Below are 18,226 nucleotides of genomic sequence, written 5' to 3'. Positions count from 1 at the left end.
GGGATCGTCATCGGGCTACGTGAGCGCCGTCTCGTCCAGCGTCAGCGTTCCCGCGTCCGCGTCCAGTTCCGCGCCGGCACCGAGCGGGATCGTCAGCGCGCCCTCGCCGTGGCCGAAGCCGAACTCCTCCACGACCGGCACCCCCAGTCCGCCGAGCCGGTCGGTGAACAGCTCCCGCAGCCGCTCGTAGGGGCCGCACCGCTCCCACGACCCGAGGACGATCCCGGCGATCCCGTCGAGCAGGCCGGAGCGCAGGAGCTGGGTGAGGGCCCGGTCGATCCGGTAGACGTCCTCTCCGACGTCCTCGATCACCAGCAGCCCGCCCCGGGCGCCGGTCCGCGCGTCGGGTGTGCCCAGGCCGGCCGTGAGCATGCTCAGGCAGCCGCCGAGGGTGACGCCGCGGGCCCGGCCCGGGACCAGTGCCGCTCCCGTGGACGCGATGGTGCGCACGGACTCCGGTTCGAGCAGCGTCGCCCTCAGGTGCTGCTGCGCCCGCGTGCTCTTGAGGAAGTCGAGGGCCGACACCATCGGCCCGTACAGGGTGACCAGGCCCAGGCGGGCGGCGACCGCCTCGTGCAGCGCGGTGATGTCGCTGAAACCGACCAGCGCCTTGGGCCCGGCGGCCCGCAGCGCCTCCCAGTCGAGCAGGTCCACCATGCGCTGCGCCCCGTACCCGCCGCGGGCGCACAGCACCGCGGCCACGTCCGGGTCGCACCACGCGGCCTGGAAGTCGGCGGCGCGGTCGGCGTCGGTGCCCGCGAGGTAGGGGAAACCGGGGTGCCGGTCCAGCACATGGGGCGCCACCACGGGCTCCAGGTCCCAGCCGCGCAGGATGTCGAGCCCGGCGGCGAGCCGTTCCTCGCGCACGGGCCCGCTGGGCGCGACGACGGCGACGCGGGCGCCGGGGGCGAGGCGTGGCGGCCGTACGAGGGGTCTCACTTGGCGAGCTCCAGGGTGGGGATGCCGGTCGGGTTCAGCCCGAAGACCTGCGCGTACAGGGACAGTTCGGCCTCCAGGGCCCGCACCATGGTCTCGGCCCGCCTGAACCCGTGCCCCTCGCCCTCGAAGGCGATGTAGGCGTGCGGGATCCGCCGCCCCTGGAACCGGGCCAGGAACCGCTCGCACTGCGCGGGCGAGCAGATCGGGTCGTCGAGGCCCTGCAGCAGCAGGAACGGGGCGGTGATCCGGTCGGCGTGGTCGAGGGGCGATCGCTCGGCGTACCGTCCGGGCACCTCGGAATACGGCCCGACCAGGGTGTCCAGATACCGCGACTCGAAGTCGTGGGTCTCCCCCGAGCCGAAGCTCTTCAGGTCCAGGACGGGGTAGATGATCGTGCCGCAGGCGTACACGTCGGTCGAGGTGAGCGACACGGCCGCCGTCCAGCCGCCCGCGCTGCCGCCGCGCACCGCGAGCCGGTCGCGGTCCGCGGTGCCCTCCTCGGCCAGGGCGAGGGCGACGGCCGCGCAGTCCTCCACGTCGACGACGCCCCACTGCTCGCGCAGCCGGTCCCGGTACTCGCGCCCGTATCCGGTCGAGCCGCCGTAGTCGACCTCGGCGACGCCGATGCCGCGCGAGGTGAAGTAGGCGATCTCCAGGTCGAGGACGAGCGGGGCGCGGCCGGTGGGCCCGCCGTGCGCCCACACGACGTACGGCGGCAGTTCGTCGTCCGGCGCGATGTGGTCGGGGTGGTGCGGGGGGTAGATGTGCGCGTGGACCTCGCGGCCCCCGGGGCCGGTGAAGGTGCGGATCTGGGGCTCGGGATAGTAGGCGGGGTCCACGGGATCGTCGTGCGCGGCGCCGATCACCCGGGCGCGGCCGGTGCCGGCGTCCAGCTCCACGACCTCGTACGCGCTGCGCGGACTGGCGGCGACGCCGATGATCCGGCTGCCGTGCACGGCGAGCGTGGCGGCGAACTCGGTCCAGGGCCCCGCCGTGTCGACGACCCCGCCGCTGTCCGGGTCGAGTATCCCGAGCAGCCCGGCGCCCTTGCCGTGCACGACGGCGATCAGCCCGTTCTCCAGGGGGGCGAACCACTGCAGTCCGATCTTCCACAGCGGGCCGCCGAACTCCTCCTCGCGGGGGCACAGGCGCACGCCGTCCCGGTAGAGGTTCCACCAGCCGGTGCGGTCGCCGACGTACAGCAGGGAGCCGTCGGGTGCCCACTCCGCCTGGGCGATCGACTCCTCGGGGCCGCCCGCGACGGCGCGGGGCTCGCGGAGCCTGCCGTCGCCGGCCACCTCGGCGACCATCAGCTCGGTGCCGTCCCACGGCATGCGGGGATGGTCCCAGGCGAGCCAGCAGGCGCGGCGCCCGTCCGGCGACAGGCGCGGACCGGTGACGAAACGGTGCCGCTCGCCGGTGAGTTCGCGCACCGCGTCCCGGTCCTGGGCCGCCGAGCCGTCGAGCGGTACGGCGGCCGCGACCCGCCGCACGTCCGAGGGCCCGTCCCCGGTGAACTCCTCCAGGACGCACCAGACCTCGCCGCGCTCCGCACGCACCTGCGGGTCGACCCAGCGCAGTCCGCCGCCCACCGGTGACAGGGGGGTGAGCGGGCGCGGCTCGGCGCCGGGAAGCGCCGGCTCGTACGCGTACAGCCGCTGGTCCGCGAAGTTCACGAACACCACCAGCGGCCCTTCGGGGCGCATCACCCCGGCCCAGGGCCGGCCGCCGTACTCGATGACCCGGCTGCGCACGTTCCACGGCGCGGGCAGCACCGGCTCCTGGCCGCCGTCGGCCGTGCGCCGTACGAGCGTGCGGCGGCCGCCCTCGGTGGGGCGCGGCTCGGTCCACCACACCTCGTCGCCCACGAAGCCCACCGATTCGGGCTGTCCGTCGTGCGCGGCGGCCAGCTCCGCCCCGATGGGCGAGGGCCACGCCCCGTACGCCAGTGTCTGTGCCATCTCCTTCGCTCCCCCCGTCAGGCCGTGCGCAGAAAACGGTCGAGGACGCGGACGCCGAAGTGCAGCGCCTCGACCGGAACACGTTCGTCGACGCCGTGGAACAGCGCCCCGTAGTCGAATCCCTCCGGCAGCTTCAGCGGCGCGAACCCGTATCCGGTGATGCCGAGGCGCGAGAACTGCTTGGCGTCGGTGCCGCCCGACATGCAGAACGGCACCACGTGCCCTTCGGGTGCGAACTCCCGTACCGCGTCCGCCATCAGGGCGAAGGTCGGCGAGTCCACCGGTGCCTGGAGGGCGACCTCGCGATGGTGGAACTCCCACTCCACGTCCGGCCCGGTGAGTTCGTCGAGGGTCGCGCGGAACTCGTCCTCGGTTCCGGGCAGATAGCGTCCGTCGACATGGGCGACGGCCTCGCCGGGGATGACGTTGACCTTGTACCCGGCGTTCAGCATGGTCGGGTTGGTGCTGCACCGGAGGGTCGGCTCGACCAGTGCGGCGGCCGGGCCGAGCTTCTCCATGAGCCCGTCCACGTCGTCGAGGTCGGGCTTGAGGCCGTACACCGCGGCGAGTTCGGTGAGCGCGGCGCGCACGGTCGGGGTGAGTCTGAGCGGCCATTCATGGGCGCCGATGCGGGCGACGGCGGCGGCAAGCCGGGTGACCGCGTTGCTGGGGTTGACCTTCGAGCCGTGGCCCGCCCGGCCGCGCGCGGTCAGCTTGAGCCAGCCGGTGCCGCGCTCGCCCGCCGCGATCGGATAGATCTGCCGGCCGCTGCCGTCGTGGAAGGTGAACGCCCCGGACTCGCTGATGCCTTCGGTGCACCCCTCGAACAGGTCCGCGTGCCGGTCCGCGAGGAAGCCGGAGCCGTCCTCCGCGCTGGCCTCCTCGTCGGCGGTGAACGCGATGACGATGTCGCGCCGCGGTCGCACGCCCGTGCGCGCCCAGTCCCGGACGACCGCGAGGATCATCGCGTCCATGTTCTTCATGTCGACCGCGCCCCGGCCCCAGACGACGCCGTCCCGGACCTCGCCGGAGAACGGGTGCACGCTCCAGTCGGCGGCCTCGGCGGGCACCACGTCGAGGTGCCCGTGCACGAGCAGCGCGCCGGCGGAGGGATCGGTGCCCTCGATGCGGGCGACGACGTTCGTCCGGCCCCCGGTGCGTTCCAGCAGGGTGGGCCGCAGGCCGGCCTCGGCCAGCCGCTCGGCCGCGTACTCGGCGGCGGGCCGCTCCCGGCAGTCGCCGCCGCCGCGGTTGGTGGTGTCGATGCGGATGAGGTCGGAGGTGAACCGCACGACCTCGTCGAGTGCCTGCCGGTCAGCCATACTGCTCCTCCACCGCGGCCGAGACGATCGTGGTGACCGCCTTGAAGGTACGGATCGCCTCGTACATGGTCCCGCTCGTGTACGCCACCTTGCGTTCCCCGACGCGCTCCGCACCCGGCACCACGGTGGCGGCCATCGCCAGGTGCTCCGCGTCGAACTCCAGCGCCACGGTGAACGGCCCGCCGGCCACCGGCTTGTGACGTACCGCCAGGGAAGCCGCCTCCTTGGCCGCCGCGCGGATGTCGGCGGCGGTCCTGGCCGGGGTGCGGCACACGGCCGCATACCGCGAGACGTGGTCCTTGACGGCGACCTTCAGCGCCTCGGGCGCGTACCCGAGCGCGTCCTCGCAGGCGACGTCGTCGCCGGTGACCAGGATCACCGGCACACCGTACTCGGCGACCACGTGCGCGTTCAGCAGTCCCTCGCTGGCACGCACGTCGTTCAGCCAGACAGCGGTGATGGTGTTGGCGAGGTAGGTGTGCGCCAGCACCCCCTCCATGCCGGCGCCGGCGTGGTAGCCGACGAACGCGATGCCGTCCACGTCGCCGTGCTGCACGCCCTCCACCATGGAGAGGGACTTGTGGCGGCCCGTGAGCATCTGCGCCCGCTCGTCCAGCCGTTCGAGGAGCAGGTTGCGCATGGTCCAGTGCGCCTCGTTGATCAGCACCTCGTCGGCGCCGCCGTCGAAGAAGCCCAGCACGGCGGCGTTCACGTCGGAGGTGAACATCGCCCGGCACCGCTCCCACTGCGGCGTGCCGGGCAGCACGTCCGCGGGCCAGGTGACACCGGTGGCGCCCTCCATGTCGGCGCTGATGAGGATCTTCATGCGCGGTTCTGTCCTCTCTGGCTCGGGGAGCCCGGACGGCTCGGTGACATCCATCGTCGGCATCGGTCTCGTCGGCTCTCGGCAGCATCCCTACCCTGTACGGCACTTCGCGCTGCGCCCGGTGGCCCGCGCGAGTGGGCAGTGTCTCATTGACGGCGGTCCCGGCCACGACCCGCCCGGACCGCACGGTCTCACGGACCGGCGCCGAAGGTCGTGCGGTACACGCGGGGGCGCGCTCGGCGTCCCGGGAGGCGGGGAACGGCGTCCGGGTGGGGGGAGTCCGGGCGCAGCCGGCCGGCGCGAGTGGCGCCGGGGGGCCGAACACAAGGGCGTCTTTAGCCAGCTTGCGAACACTTCCCGGGCCAGTGGGGTTCGCGAGGGGGCGATCGGATGTCCGTGCGGGTGTGCGTCATCGGGGCCGGGGTCTGCGGGCTCGCGGCCGCGCAGGTCCTCAGCGAGCGGGGTGTCCCGTTCGACGTGTACGAGAAGGGCTCCGACATCGGTGGCCAGTGGCGGTTCTGCAACGACAGCGGCACCTCCGCCGTCTACGACTCCATCGAGCTGAACAGCTCCCGGGACATGAGCGGCTTCCCCAAGTTCCCGATGCCCGGGGACTATCCGCTGTTCCCCGGGCATCCGCAGATGCTCGACTACCTGGAGCGCTACACCGAGCACTTCGGCCTGCGCCGGCACATCCGCTTCCGGACCTCGGTGACCGGGGTGGTCGAGGACGGCGCCGGATACCAGGTCACACTGGACGACGGACAGACCCACCGCTACTCCCACGTCCTGGTCGCCAACGGCTTCCACTGGGACCCGAAGTGGCCGGAGCCCGCGTACCGGGGCGAGTTCACCGGCACCCAGCTGCACAGCAAGGACTACAAGAGGCCCGACCCGCTGCGCGGCCGGCGGGTGCTGGTCGTCGGATTCGGCAACACCGCCTGCGACATCGCCACCGAACTGTCGGCCGTGGCCGACCGGGTGGTCTCCAGTGCCCGGCGCGGCTTCTGGATCACCCCGAAGTACCTCTTCGGCAGGCCCGCCGACAAGGCCAACCTGCCGCTCGCCACGTACGTGCCGCCCTTGGTGCAGAGCCTCCTGCTGACCGCGATGCTCTGGGTGACGCAGGGCAGGATCAGCCGGTACGGCCTGGCGGCCCCGGGTCACCTCGCCCTGCGCACCCACCCCGCCACCTGCGAGGGCTACCTGCCGGCGGTCAAGGCCGGCCGGATCGCGGTGCGGCCGGGCATCGAGCGCTTCGACGGCGGCCGTCGGGTGCGGTTCACCGACGGCTCGGTGGAGGAGTTCGACGCGATCGTCTGGTGCACCGGTTACAAGTTCAGCTTCCCTTTCCTGCCACAGGAGTCGACCCCGGTGATGGCAGGCCCGATGCGGCTCTTCCGCCGGATCGTGATGCCGGGTCACGAAAGGCTGTTCTTCCTCGGCTTCGCCAAGACGCTGAGCGCCATCACCCCCGTCGCCGAGGCACAGGCCGAATGGACCGCCGATCTGATCGAGGGACGTACCCGGCTGCCCGGCCGGGAGGCGATGCTGGCCGAGATCGCCGCCGACGACCGGAAGGTGCGCCGGCGCTACTCCGCGACGCCGCGGCTCACCGTCGAACTGGACGTCTACCGCTACCTGCGCCAGCTCCTGCGCGACCGCCGCCACCATCTCGCCGCCGGCGGTGCGCCCCTTGCCCACCGCACCAGTGCCACCACCGGCGTCACCCCCGACCCCGACCGCAGCCCGGGCCCGGTCGGATCCCGCTGAGCACCCAGGAGTCACCATGACCATCGATCCCACCCCGGCCGAGGCGCACCGCATCTGGGAGAAGTGGATCGCCCTGTGGAACGGCGACCTCTCCGTCGGCAGGGAACTGCTCGCCGAGCGGATCACCGTCCACTCGCCGAGGCTGTCGGACAGCATCGACCCGAGCCTGATCGGCGACCGCGACGGCGCCCTCGCCCTGATCGGCGGTGTCCACGGCATCGCGGACCTGACCTACACCACCGAGGTGGGCCCGGTCGCCGAAGGGGCGTACGTCACCGGCGGCTGGCGGTTCGCCGGCATCTACCGCGGGGGGCTGCCCGAGGCCACCGCCGCGCCCGGCACACCGGTCGCCAACCGGGGCATCGACATCCTGCGGATCCACCAGGGCCGGGTCGCCGAGTGGTGGAGCGCCGCCGAGAACCTCCGGCTGCTCGCCGCCCTGGGACTGTTCCGTGCGGGCTGAGCGAAGGGGCGGCACGCTCGCCGCGAGCGTGGCGAGCCGGCTGATGCGGCTGCCGCCGGCCGTCACCCGGGACGTCCGGGTCACCAGGGGCATACGGGTGCCGATGCGTGACGGCGTCGACCTGCTCGCCGACCACTACGCGCCGGCCGGCGGCGGCCGGCCGCCGACCTTGCTGGTGCGCAACCCGTACGGCTGGGACCTGCCCATCGGCGTGCTGTACGGCCGGCTGTACGCCGAGCGCGGATACCAGGTGCTGGTGCAGCGCTGCCGGGGAACCTTCGGCTCGGGCGGGACGTTCGAACCATGGGTCCAGGAGGCCGCCGACGGCCGGGACACCGCCTCCTGGATGAGCGGACAGGACTGGTATCCGGGCGAGTTCGCCACCATCGGGGCCAGCTACCTGGGCTATGTGCAGTGGGCGCTGCTGGACGACCCGCCGCCCGGACTGCGCGGCATGGTGGTCCAGATGGGACCGCACGAGTATGCGCGGGTCACCTGGCCGGGCGGCGCGTTCGCCCTGGACACGATGGCCGGCTGGGCGTCGATGCTCAGCCACCCGAAGCGCGGACCGGTCCGGGACACCCTGCGCCAGCTGCGCGAGAAGCGGAGACTGCGGCGGATCGCCTACCGGGAGCTGCCGCTCGGCCCGGCCGTCGCGCGGGCGCTGGGCCGCGACCACCCGCACCTCGACGCCTGGCTGGCGCACGAGGCCGGTGACGATCCGTACTGGTCCGCGTCCGACCACAGCGCCGGGCTCACAGGGCGCCCGGGCGTTCCCGTGCTGCTCCAGGGCAACTGGTACGACGCCTTCCTGCCGCAGACGCTCCAGCAGTACGCGCTGCTGCGGGCCGGCGGCGCGGCGCCCCGGCTGACCGTCGGACCGTGGACGCACACGGCGATCGGCCGCTGGTGGCCGGCCTTCATGGCGGACTCCCTGGACTGGCTCGCCGGAGTCTTTTCCGAGCCCGAGCCCGAGCCCGGACCCGCGCCCGCACCCGAGCGCAGGGCCGTATCCGGACCGGGCCGGGAGGCCGCCGACGGCACCGCTGAGCCGGACCCGGTGCGCCTGTTCGTGCTCGGCGCCGGGGAGTGGCGCGGCTTCGGCGCCTGGCCGCCGCGGGCGCTCTCCCGACGCTGGTACCTGCATCCGGGTGGCCGGCTCGACCCTTCCCCTCCGCCGCCGAGCGCCCCCGACCGCTACCGCTACGATCCGGCGGACCCCACCCCGGCCGTCGGTGGCGCCTGGACGGGCGCGGGCTGCGGACCGCGGGACAACCGCGCGCTGGAGGCCCGCGCGGACGTACTCACCTTCACCACCGACCCGTTGGAGGCCGACCTGGACGTCGTCGGTGAGGTCTCGGCCGAGCTGTACGTACGCTCCACGCTCGCGCACACCGATTTCTTCGCCCGGCTCTGCGACGTGCACCCGGACGGCCGGTCGGTGGACATCACCGACGGGCTGATCCGGGTGCGGCCCGGCTCCCGTGCGGCCGGTGAGGCCGATACGGGCGGAGTGCTCGCGCTCGCCCTCGACCTCGCACCGACCGCCTGCCGGTTCCGGGCCGGCCACCGCATCCGGCTCCAGGTCTCCAGCGGGGCCCACCCCCGGTTCGCCCGCAACCCCGGCACCGGCGAGCCGACGGCGAGCGCCGTCCGTCTGCTGGCTGCGGAGCAGGAGATCCACCACGATCCGCGGCGGCCCTCGGCGGTCCGGCTCGGCGTGCTTCCGCCCGGCGGCTGATCCCGCGGGCATCGCCCGTCGGCAACCGCGCCCGCGGGGTGGTCAGTCCTGCTCGAAGTGGCTCGGCCTGCCGTCCCGCTCGACCTCACGGCCGAGGCGTGCCGCCTGGTGGCGGGGCATGAGGGTCCAGGTGCCGTCGGTTCGGCGCAGGGCCGCCGAGTGCCACGGGGTGGTCCAGGCGTCGGGCGCGTCCAGGAGGCGGATGCCGAACTTGGGCGAGCCGAGGGGCTGGGGGTGGATCGACAGGCGGACTGCGTGGGGATGGTGTTCGGCGACCACGTCGCCCCAGGCGCGGCTGCGCTGGATGACGCCGTAGGCGCGCTGCCTGCACTCGCGTTGCAGGGCGGAGCGGGTCCCGGTGAACCCGGCGGTGTCCTCGACGAGGAAGCGGGTGATGCCGCGGTAGAGGTCGAGGGGCTGGCCGCCTGTGCGGACTTCTTCCCGCAGCACGTCCAGGGCGGGCGCGTGGCGGTCGTGGATGTGGGCGCGCTTCGCGTCGTGCGGGATGTCGCCGAGGACGTCGCGCAGGTCGAAGACGGACAGGTGCTCCAGGTTCTCCTCGGCGATCATTCTTCGCAGGCCGTCGGAGTAGGCGTCGATGTCGGCGTCGGGGACGTTGATGATGTCGCCGAAGACATGGCCGTCGGAGCAGACGATGACGCGGGCGCCGGGCGCGTATATCCCGGCGATCTCCTCGCACAGGCTGTTCAGGAAGCCGAGGGAGAGACGTTCGCCCTGGTCGGGGAGGGTGCCGAGGACCTTGGCCGGGTTGGGCGACTTGCAGGGGAAACCGGGCAGGGCGAAGACGACGGGCCGGCCCTCGCGCACGAAGTCGTCGATCCTGCGCAGTTGGTGGGGGAAGGCCTCGGCGGAGGCGGGGGCGGGTCCGGTGGTGCGGTGGTGGGGCAGCAGCAGGTTCAGGATCGAGACGCCGGCACTCGTGGGGAGGTCGTGCGGGGCGGTCGTCGAGGGCATGTCGTTCCTCCGGGAAACAGGGGGTGTGGGGACTTGAGGGCATGACGGGATGACGCCGCGGCGGTGGGCCGGGCGCGGTCGGCCGGTTCGGGGTGGGTCGGTTCGGCTGGGGCGCTTCGAGGGCGGGGCGCTGCCGGGGCGCGGCGGCCGGGCGTGGCGGCCGGCCTGGTGGCTCCGGTCAGAGGCGCCGGTCGTAGCCGACGGGGAGGCGGCCGGCGCCGCGGCCGAGGACCGCCGGGACCCACTCGATGTCCTCGTCCCTGATGGCGAGGCGGAGGCCGGGCAGCCGCGCCAGCAGCGTGCCGAGGGCGACGTCGAGTTCGGCGCGCGCGAGGGCGGCCCCGGGGCAGAAGTGGATGCCGTGCCCGAAGGCCAGGTGGGGGTTGGGGCTGCGCTCGAGGTCGAGGGTGTCCGGGCCGGGGAAGCGGCGTGGGTCCCGGTTGGCGGCGGACAGGGAGACGATCACGGAGTCGCCCGCCGGAACCTCGGTGCCGTACAGGTCGCTGTCCTGGTCGAAGAAGCGCCAGGTGGTGAGCTCGAAGGCGCCGTCGTACCGCAGGAGTTCCTCCACCGCGCGCGGCAGCAGACCGGGCTCGGCGCGCAGCCGGGCGAGCTGGTCGGGGTGCCGGAACAGGGCGATCAGCGCGGTGGTGATCTGGTTGGTGACCGGTTCCTGGCCCGCGACGAGGAGCTGGAAGACCATCGAGTCCAGCTCCTCCTGGGACAGTTCGCGGCGGTCGCGGGCCGTGACGAGACGACTGAGCAGGTCGTCGTCCCAGTGTGCGCGTTTGTGGGCCACGACCTCGGCTATGTAGCTCTGCAGTCCGTGCAGCCGTGCCTCGTACCGCGCCCGTCCCGGGTCGGTGGGACCGACCGGCTGGACGACCTTGCCCCAGTCCCGGTCGAAGCGCACGGCCAGTTCGGCAGGCAGGCCGATGACCTCGGCGAGCACCTGGAAGGGGAAGAGGGCAGCGAAGCCGGCGACGAGGTCGGCGGGACCGGTCTCGGGCAGGGCGTCGACGAGGCTGTCGGCCAGTTCCTGGAAGCGGGGCCGCAGACTCTCGACCCGGCGGGGGGTGAAGGCGTCGGTCACGAACCGCCGCATACGGGTGTGGCGCGGCGGGTCCTGGTGCAGCAGGTGGACCTGGAGCTGGGAGTGCTGGGGTTCGGGCATGATCGAGGCGCGGGCGCGCCAGCGGTCGTTGCCCCGGTCGTGGTTCTTGCCGAGCCGCTCGTCGTTGAGGGCGGCGTGCGCCGCGTCGTAGCCCGTGACGAGCCAGGCGGTCACCCCGCTCGGGAAGAGGACGCGGTGGACCGGACCGTCCTCGCGCATCCGTTCGTAGAGGGGGTAGGGGTTGCTCTTGTACGGGCAGCCGATGAGCGGGACCGGGTCCGGCAGGGTGTCAGGATCGGGGGCGGGCACGGGTTCGTGGAGGGTCATGCGGAACGGCTCCTCAGAGTGCGGGAGGCGGACTGGTGGTGTTCCGGCCACGGGAAGGGGGCCGACGAGTCCTCGGAAGCGAAGGCGGCGGCCCGGTCGTCGCGGACGGCGTAAGGGTGGCGTCTCGTCAGGGGTGCACGGCGGGCGCCGTGTCGATGGTCTTCTCCGACGCCGGGCCGGGCCGGCGTCCGGGCAGGGCGAGCAGGGGTACGGCGAGACCGGCCGCGCAGGCGGCCAGGGCGAGCCCTGCGTGGACGCCGGCGCCGGAACCGGTCGGTCCCAGGGCGACGGTGGCCAGGGCGGGGCCGAGGGTGAAGCCGAGGTTGCGGGCGAGCTGGACGGTCGACCCGACGGTCGCGGTCCGGTCACGCGGGGCGGTGGTCATGACCAGGGCTTGCGTCGGCCCGCCGTTCAGGCCCATGCCGAGGCCCGCCAGAGCCAGCCGCCAGGCCACGTCCGTCGCCGACCAGCCGGCCGTCGAAGGGACGAGCAGCAGGAGGCCGACCGCGGTGAGCGCGGCGCCGGCGGCCGCGACCGGCCGGGCACCGTACCGGTCGGCGAGGCGCCCGCCGAGGGGCCCGGCCAGGACCATGCCCAGCGGGAAGGCGAGGAGGGCCAGGCCGGTCGTGGTGGCGCTGAACCCGCCGTCGCGCTGCAGGTACAGGGCGACCACGTACCGCATGGCGGCGAATCCGGCCGCGAGGGCGAGCACCGACCCGTGTGCCCGGAGCAGTCCCGGGACCCGCATGGTCTCGGTCACCGGGCGACCGCCCGGTCCGCGCAGCCACCACCACAGCGGCGGGACCGCGGCGAGCGCGAGCACCAGCCACGGTGTGCCGTCGGACGCCAGGGTCAGCGCCAGCAGCACGACCGCCGTGCCCGAGGACACGAGCAGGGCGTCCGCCGCAGCCCGCCGGTCGGGCCATTTCAGCCCGCCGTCCCGTGGCATCGCCCGCCAGGCCACGATCAGGGCGAGCACACAGAACGGGATCTTGACGAGGAACACGGAGTGCCAGCCCCAGTGGTCGAGCAGCAGGCCGCCCACGGCCGGTCCGGTCACCGCGCCCAGTGGCCCCAGGGTCGCGGGCACGCTCAAGGCCCGGGCGCGCCGCTCCGGCCGCACCGAGCGGATCGCGAGGACCGGCATCAGCACGAACAGCACCGCCCCGAACGCGCCCTGCACCAGGCGGACGGCGATCAGCCAGGCCGCCCAGGGAGCTGCGGCGGCCAGCGCGCTGCTCAGTGCGAAGCCGGCGGTCGAGACCAGTACGGCGGAACGCATCCCCACGCCGTCCAGCCACCGGCCGACGGGCAGCAGCAGGGCCACGACCGGTAGTTGATAGGCCAGCACCGCCCACTGGGCGGTGGCGGCGGACACGTGCAGACCATCGGCGATGTCCGCCAGGGCCACGTTCACGATGTTCATGTCGAGCATCGCCACGAACGACAGCAGGCCCGCGACGGCCACCAGCAGCGGTCTGTCCTCGCCGACGGATATGTGGCCGGGCGGTTCCGAACCGGGACCGTGGTGTGTCACCCTTCTGCCCCTCATCATCGCGGCCGGGCTGCCGGTCGGCAGCCTCGTCCCACAAGTCGTCAGGCGCCGGGGGTGAGTTCCCGGACGCCCCAGACTCCACGTCAAAGTCGTCGCGCCGCCGGTGCCGTGGTGCGGGAAAGGGCCGGGCGGGCCCCTTCCACGGGGTCCCGCACGGCCCTTCGTCATCCGCCGGTGTGCGGCTACCGCACACTTGCCCAGTGCTCCACCCTTCAGGGTGGAGGTGTAGGGCATCCTCGCCTCAGCGGCCCGTAGGGCCGCAGCACCACTGCTAAAGTCGCCTTGTCCGACAACGTAGTTGGCGGACCTACCGCCGGACGGGCGGGAAGTCAGGCCTGTGGAGGCCCGGTAAGACCACCTTCGGGTGGCAGAGGCCCGTGAAGCAGGAACCCGAGGGAGCACCGCATAGCGGTGCTGACCGGAATCACCTGCGTTTACGCAGGTGAGGGCGTCAAGTGTCCCCCGCCGTCCCCGTGCCGGCCGGGCCCTGGTGGTCGAAGGCGATCAGCGGGTCACCGGTCAAGGGGTGGTCGACCACCGTCGCCCGTACGCCGAACACCTCGGCCACCAGCGCGGGCGTGAGGACCTCGCGCGGCGGGCCGGAGGCCACCACTGTCCCGGCGTGCAGGACGTGCAGCCGGTCGCACACCGAGGCGGCGGCGTTGAGGTCGTGCAGCGACACCAGCGTCGTACGGCGCCTGGCGCGCAGCAGGGCGAGCAGCTCGACCTGGTGGCGGATGTCGAGATGGTTGGTCGGCTCGTCCAGCACCAGGACGTCCGGGTCCTGGGCGAACGCGCGGGCCAGCAGGACGCGTTGGCGTTCGCCGCCGGACAGGGCCGTGAACCGCCGCCCGGCGTGCCGGTCCATGCCGACGTCGGCCAGGGCACGGGCGACGATGTCCCGGTCGGCGTCGTCCTCGCCCGCGAACGCCCGCTTGTAGGGCGTACGTCCCATGGCGACGACCTCCCGTACGGTCAACTCGAAGTCACCGCCCCGCTCCTGCGGCAGCGCCGCCACGTGCCGGGCCGCCTCGGTGGGGCTCAGAGCGCGCAGGTCGGCGCCGTCCAGCAGCACCCGCCCCGCGCTGGGCCTGAGGTGGCGGTAGACGGTGCGCAGGAGGGTGGACTTGCCGCTGCCGTTGGGGCCGACCAGGCCGGTGATCTCGCCCTCGGCCGCCACCAGATGGGCACCGGCCACCACCGTGCGGCCGGCGTAGGCGACGTGCAGGTCCTCGATGTCGATCCTCAACGGCCGCTCTCCAGACGCCGGTCCAGCAGATACAGCAGGGCCGGCGCCCCCACGAGCGAGGTGACGACGCCGACCGGCAACTCCTGTGTGTCCAGGGCGGTACGGCAGACGATGTCGACCACGACCAGCAGTACCGCCCCCGACAGCGCGGAAAGGGGCAGCAGCCGGCGGTGGTCCCCGCCGACGACCAGGCGGCAGACGTGCGGCACCATCAGGGCGACGAAGGCGATCGCACCCGACACGGCGACCAGGACGCCGGTGAGCACACTGGTCACGGTGAACAGTTCGCGGCGCAGCCGGGTCACGTCGATGCCGAGCCCGGCCGCCGTCTCGTCACCCATCAGCAGGGCGTTCATCGCCCGGGCGCGTGCCTGCAGCCACAGCAGGGCGACCGGAACGGCGGCCGCCGGCACGGCCAGCAGCTGCCAGCTCGCCCCGCTCAGGCTTCCCATGAGCCAGAACAGCACGCTGTGGGTCTGCTGCTCGTCCCCGGCCTGGAGCACGAGGTAGCTGGTGAAGCCGGACAGGAACTGCCCGATCGCCACGCCGGCCAGTACCAGCCGCAGCGGCGCGAATCCCCCGCCGCGCCGGGCCACGGCCCACACCAGCGCGAACGTGCCCAGCGCTCCCGCGAACGCCGCCCCGGAAAGGCCCAGACCCAGCGCCCCGCCCGCGCCGAGGCCGAGCACGAGCGCGGCGACGGCGGCGAGTGAGGCGCCGCTGGAGATGCCCAGCAGGTACGGGTCGGCCAGCGGGTTGCGGACGAGAGCCTGTACGGCCGTGCCGACGACGCCGAGCCCCGCGCCGACGAGTGCCGCCAGCAGGGCGCGGGGGACGCGCAGTTGCCAGACGATCAGGTCGTCGGTGCCCGGCCGTGGGGCCTCGCCGGACAGCCGCCGCCCCACCACGCCCCACACGTCGCCCGGCGGGATCGACGTGGATCCCCAGGACACCGCCGCCGTGAGGGCCACCAGCAGGGCCACACCCAGGACCAGGGCCGACGGCCCCGCGGGCAGGCCGCGCGTCCCGGAGTGCCTCTTCGCCCTGCCGCGCCGCAACGGAGCCAGGACCACGATCAGTTGACCTTGCCGGGGTAGAGGATCGCGGCGATCTTCCGGACCGTGTCGGCGTTCCCGACCCCGGCGATGGTGGTCTGCTCCGAGCCGATGCGCACCAGGTGCCCCTTCTTCACCGCCGTCAGCCCCTTGGTGGCCGCATTGGTCTCCAGCCACCTCTGCGCCTCGTCGAACGCCTTCTTGTTCGCCGCCGCGCTGCCCCGGTTGCGCACGCCCAGCTGGATCCAGTCCGGGTTCCGGGCGATCACGTCCTCCCAGCCGACCTGCTTGCGGTCGCCGTCGCAGTCGGCGAAGACGTTGCGCGCGCCGGCCAGGCTGATCACCGCGTTGGCGATCTGCCGGTTGCAGACGACGGTGGGCTGCTTGGTGCCGGCGTCGTAGTCGAAGAAGAAGTACGTCGGCCGCTCGCCCTGCGGCGTGTCACCGACCGCCTCGCGGACGGCGGCGACCTGCTTCTCCATGCCGGCGACGAGTTCCTTCGCCGTGGCCCCGGTTCCGGTGACCGCGCCGAGGGAGGTGATGTCGGCCTCGACGCCGGACAGGTCGGTGACCGGGCTCTTGCCCGTCGGCGCGCAGGCGGTGGACTTCAGGTGGATGTGCTTGATCCCGGCCGCCTTGAACTCGGCCTCGGTCGGCGCGTCCCCCATGCCGCCGCCCCCCATGCCGCCCATGGACGCGAAGGTGTCGATGTACAGGTCCGCGCCCGAGCCGAGGAGCTTTTCCTTGGGAATCACGCTCCGGCTGAGCACCTCCACCTTCTGCGCCTGCGCGTCCAGCGCGCCGGGCAGCGTGCCCTTGCCGGGCGGGAAGCCGGTGCCGATGACCTTGTCGCCTGCGCCCAGCCGCAGCAGGAGTTCCAGGCTGGAGGCGTTGCTGGTGACGATCTTGCGCGGGGCGGTGGTGAACGCGGTCTCGGCGCCCATGCAGTCGGTGACGGTCACGGGGTATCCGCCGGAGGCGGACGTGCCGGTCTTCCCCGCGCCGTCGTCCCCGGTGCCGGTCCCTCCGCCTCCGCAGCCCGCCGCGAGCACGCCGAACAGGGCTATGGCGGTCGTACCGCTCCACATACGAGAACGCATCGGAACTCTCCAGGATCTACTCGGTTCGCGGGTGACCGTCCGTCACCCCGACCAGTAGTCGGGACGAGGGTGCCGAGGGTTCCCGTGCGCGGGGCACTGGGCGCGGTGACCTGACAGGACGTCAACCGGCGAGCGCGGGGCCCGGTTCTCCCCGCGGCGGCCGAGGCGCCGGCGCCCACCGGGAGGGCGGGCGCCGAGAGAGCCGTGGGGAGAGCGGCCGCCGGCGCCCCCGCCGTCAGGCGGCCGCGCCGTCAGGCACCCGCGCCGTCAGGCGGCCGCGAGGGCGACCGCCTGATCCGGTTCCTCCGCCTCCGCAAGCAGATCCATGAGGCTTGCCCGGGCGCGGGCCACCCGGGAGCGCACCGTGCCCACCGGGCAGTCGCTCAGCTCGGCCGCCTCCGCGTACGGCAGGCCCAGCATCTGGGTCAGGACGAACGCCTCCCGTCGTTCGTCGGGCAGCGCGGCCAGCAGATCGAGCAGCGCGATGCCGTCGTCGAAGCCGGGCAGGCCGTGGGGCTGGGCCCGCTCCACGGCCAGTTGCCAGTCCGGTACGTCGGACAGCCGTGGCCGGGCGGCCGCGTACCGGTGGCTGTCTATGACCGCGCGGCGGGCGATGGACAGCAGCCAGGCACGGGCCGAGGAGCGGCCCTCGAAGCGGTGCAGGCTGCCGAGCGCGCGCAGGAACGTGTCCTGCGCCAGATCGTCGACGGCCTGGGGGTCACCGCACAGGTGGGCCACATAGCGCTGGACGTCGCGGTGCAGGGCGCGGACGAAGTGCTCCACGGCGTCAGGGTCTCCGCCGCGGGCGGCGAGCGCCCAGGCGGTGATCGAGTCGTCGGCCGCCGCTCTCTCGGATGCGCCGGTCTTCTCCGCGTTGTCGGTGTTCTCGGTGTTCTCGCGCGGGGCGAGCAGGGCAGGGGTGATCACCTGGTGTCCTTCTCGGATCATCCGGGTGCGGACCGGCAGGCGCGAGTGCGCGGGGGTCCGCGACCCCGGTGAGTGGGGAGCCGGCCGCACGGGACACGCGCGGGTGTCCCGCGGGTGTGGGGGTACGGCCGGGCCCGAGGGGCACAGGGGGCCGCCTCGGGACGCCGGCTGTCGTCAGGCGACAGCGGCCCCCGCGGGAGGACCCCGGGAGATGATCGAGTGGACGAGGAGCAGAAGGCGCGGCGCCCGCGCGGCGCGGCGGCACCGTACCCGCGGACGCGGGCGGTGGGCGGGCACGGGCAGCGCGAGCAGCAGGCGCAGGGGTGCGGCCAGCCATCCGGCGACCGCCCTCAGGATGCGGAACACGGCCCGCTCCCCGTACGCCAGCCACAGGCCCGACAGCAGCGCGGCGAGCAGGTGGGCGGCGAGCATGCCGGACGACGACGAGCCGCCCATGCTGTGCCCGAGGTGGACCAGGGACCCCAGGGAGCCCATGTCCATGGAGTCCATGGAGCCCGGGGACCCCGTGGAGCCCATGTCCATGGAGCCCATGGACATCGCGCCCATGTCGTGGCGCATGGAGCCCGTGCCCGTGGCCGCGTCCGCGGACTGCCCGAGGGAGAACGCCGAGTGCAGCACCGCCTGGGCGGCGACCGCGACGGAGACGACGAGCGGTAGCCCGCGCTCACGGCCGGCCAGGGCCCAGCCCACGGTGCCGGTCATCCCGAGGCCGGCCGCCAGTGTCCACCAGGGCACATGGCTGCCCGACATCAGGACGTGGCCCAGAGCGGCGAGCAGCACGCAGACGGCCGCGAACATCGCGGCCCGAATCGTGCGAGCACACCACCCGGCTTTCATGGCGCTCTCATCCTCGCACCCGCCCGCCGGGCGTCGTGCGC

The 18,226-nt window shown here is 73.6% G+C and carries 15 protein-coding genes; 3 read left to right on the top strand and 12 right to left on the bottom strand.

Going from position 1 to position 18,226, the window contains the following annotated elements; all coding sequences use genetic code 11:
• Positions 1-15: 15 nt before the first annotated feature.
• Genes ACZ79I_RS33420 through ACZ79I_RS33405 form a run of 4 tightly spaced genes read right to left on the bottom strand, consistent with a single transcriptional unit; the run spans position 16 to position 5,048 of the window.
• The gene (locus tag ACZ79I_RS33420) at positions 16-939 is read right to left on the bottom strand and encodes a S66 peptidase family protein (RefSeq protein ID WP_471502489.1); all 924 of its coding nucleotides are present in this window, start codon (positions 937-939) and stop codon (positions 16-18) included.
• Positions 936-2,900 carry a prolyl oligopeptidase family serine peptidase gene (locus ACZ79I_RS33415; protein ID WP_471502487.1) on the bottom strand — a complete coding sequence of 655 codons (1,965 nt, stop codon included), beginning with the start codon at positions 2,898-2,900 and terminating at the stop codon, positions 936-938. The genes ACZ79I_RS33420 and ACZ79I_RS33415 overlap by 4 nt, the downstream gene beginning before the upstream one ends.
• A 17-nt stretch (positions 2,901-2,917) precedes the next feature.
• Positions 2,918-4,222, bottom strand: coding sequence for a M20/M25/M40 family metallo-hydrolase (locus ACZ79I_RS33410; protein WP_471502485.1), 1,305 nt, complete (start codon positions 4,220-4,222; stop codon positions 2,918-2,920).
• Complete coding sequence (locus tag ACZ79I_RS33405) at positions 4,215-5,048, bottom strand: M55 family metallopeptidase (RefSeq protein ID WP_471502483.1); 834 nt, start codon at positions 5,046-5,048, stop codon at positions 4,215-4,217. The genes ACZ79I_RS33410 and ACZ79I_RS33405 overlap by 8 nt, the downstream gene beginning before the upstream one ends.
• A 390-nt stretch (positions 5,049-5,438) precedes the next feature.
• Between ACZ79I_RS33405 and ACZ79I_RS33400 the strand changes: the two genes are divergently transcribed.
• From ACZ79I_RS33400 to ACZ79I_RS33390, 3 genes are read left to right on the top strand one after another with little or no spacing between them, the layout of a single operon-like run.
• Positions 5,439-6,821, top strand: a complete 1,383-nt coding sequence (locus ACZ79I_RS33400; protein ID WP_471502482.1) for a flavin-containing monooxygenase — start codon at positions 5,439-5,441, stop codon at positions 6,819-6,821.
• 16 nt (positions 6,822-6,837) lie between these two features.
• On the top strand, positions 6,838-7,284 hold the full coding sequence (locus tag ACZ79I_RS33395) for an ester cyclase (protein WP_471502480.1): 447 nt from the start codon (positions 6,838-6,840) through the stop codon (positions 7,282-7,284).
• Entirely contained in the window at positions 7,274-9,025 is a 1,752-nt protein-coding gene (locus ACZ79I_RS33390; RefSeq protein WP_471502478.1) for a CocE/NonD family hydrolase, read from the top strand. The genes ACZ79I_RS33395 and ACZ79I_RS33390 overlap by 11 nt, the downstream gene beginning before the upstream one ends.
• A 42-nt stretch (positions 9,026-9,067) precedes the next feature.
• Here ACZ79I_RS33390 and ACZ79I_RS33385 read toward each other — a convergent pair whose 3' ends face one another.
• The 8 genes from ACZ79I_RS33385 to ACZ79I_RS33350 all read right to left on the bottom strand — a co-directional run bounded on the left by ACZ79I_RS33385 (position 9,068) and on the right by ACZ79I_RS33350 (position 18,185).
• Positions 9,068-10,000, bottom strand: coding sequence for an L-tyrosine/L-tryptophan isonitrile synthase family protein (locus ACZ79I_RS33385; protein ID WP_471502476.1), 933 nt, complete (start codon positions 9,998-10,000; stop codon positions 9,068-9,070).
• Between the two features lie 178 nt (positions 10,001-10,178).
• Entirely contained in the window at positions 10,179-11,441 is a 1,263-nt protein-coding gene (locus ACZ79I_RS33380) for a cytochrome P450 family protein (RefSeq protein ID WP_471502474.1), read from the bottom strand.
• A 127-nt stretch (positions 11,442-11,568) separates the two neighbouring features.
• Positions 11,569-12,978, bottom strand: a complete 1,410-nt coding sequence (locus ACZ79I_RS33375; protein ID WP_471502472.1) for an MFS transporter — start codon at positions 12,976-12,978, stop codon at positions 11,569-11,571.
• A gap of 469 nt (positions 12,979-13,447) precedes the next feature.
• Complete coding sequence (locus ACZ79I_RS33370) at positions 13,448-14,245, bottom strand: ABC transporter ATP-binding protein (protein ID WP_471502470.1); 798 nt, start codon at positions 14,243-14,245, stop codon at positions 13,448-13,450.
• Positions 14,242-15,312, bottom strand: a complete 1,071-nt coding sequence (locus tag ACZ79I_RS33365) for a FecCD family ABC transporter permease (protein ID WP_471505359.1) — start codon at positions 15,310-15,312, stop codon at positions 14,242-14,244. The genes ACZ79I_RS33370 and ACZ79I_RS33365 overlap by 4 nt, the downstream gene beginning before the upstream one ends.
• Before the next feature lie 8 nt (positions 15,313-15,320).
• On the bottom strand, positions 15,321-16,400 hold the full coding sequence (locus tag ACZ79I_RS33360) for an ABC transporter substrate-binding protein (RefSeq protein WP_471502468.1): 1,080 nt from the start codon (positions 16,398-16,400) through the stop codon (positions 15,321-15,323).
• A gap of 267 nt (positions 16,401-16,667) precedes the next feature.
• Positions 16,668-17,327 (bottom strand): sigma-70 family RNA polymerase sigma factor, encoded by a 660-nt coding sequence (locus ACZ79I_RS33355; RefSeq protein WP_471502466.1) that lies wholly within the window; start codon positions 17,325-17,327, stop codon positions 16,668-16,670.
• A gap of 174 nt (positions 17,328-17,501) precedes the next feature.
• A complete protein-coding gene (locus ACZ79I_RS33350; protein ID WP_471502464.1) occupies positions 17,502-18,185 on the bottom strand; it encodes a hypothetical protein in 684 nt (227 codons plus the stop codon).
• Positions 18,186-18,226: the final 41 nt, after the last annotated feature.

It is taken from the genome of Streptomyces sp. PSU-S4-23, from assembly GCF_055632315.1.
This window is presented reverse-complemented; position numbering and strand designations above follow the sequence as displayed.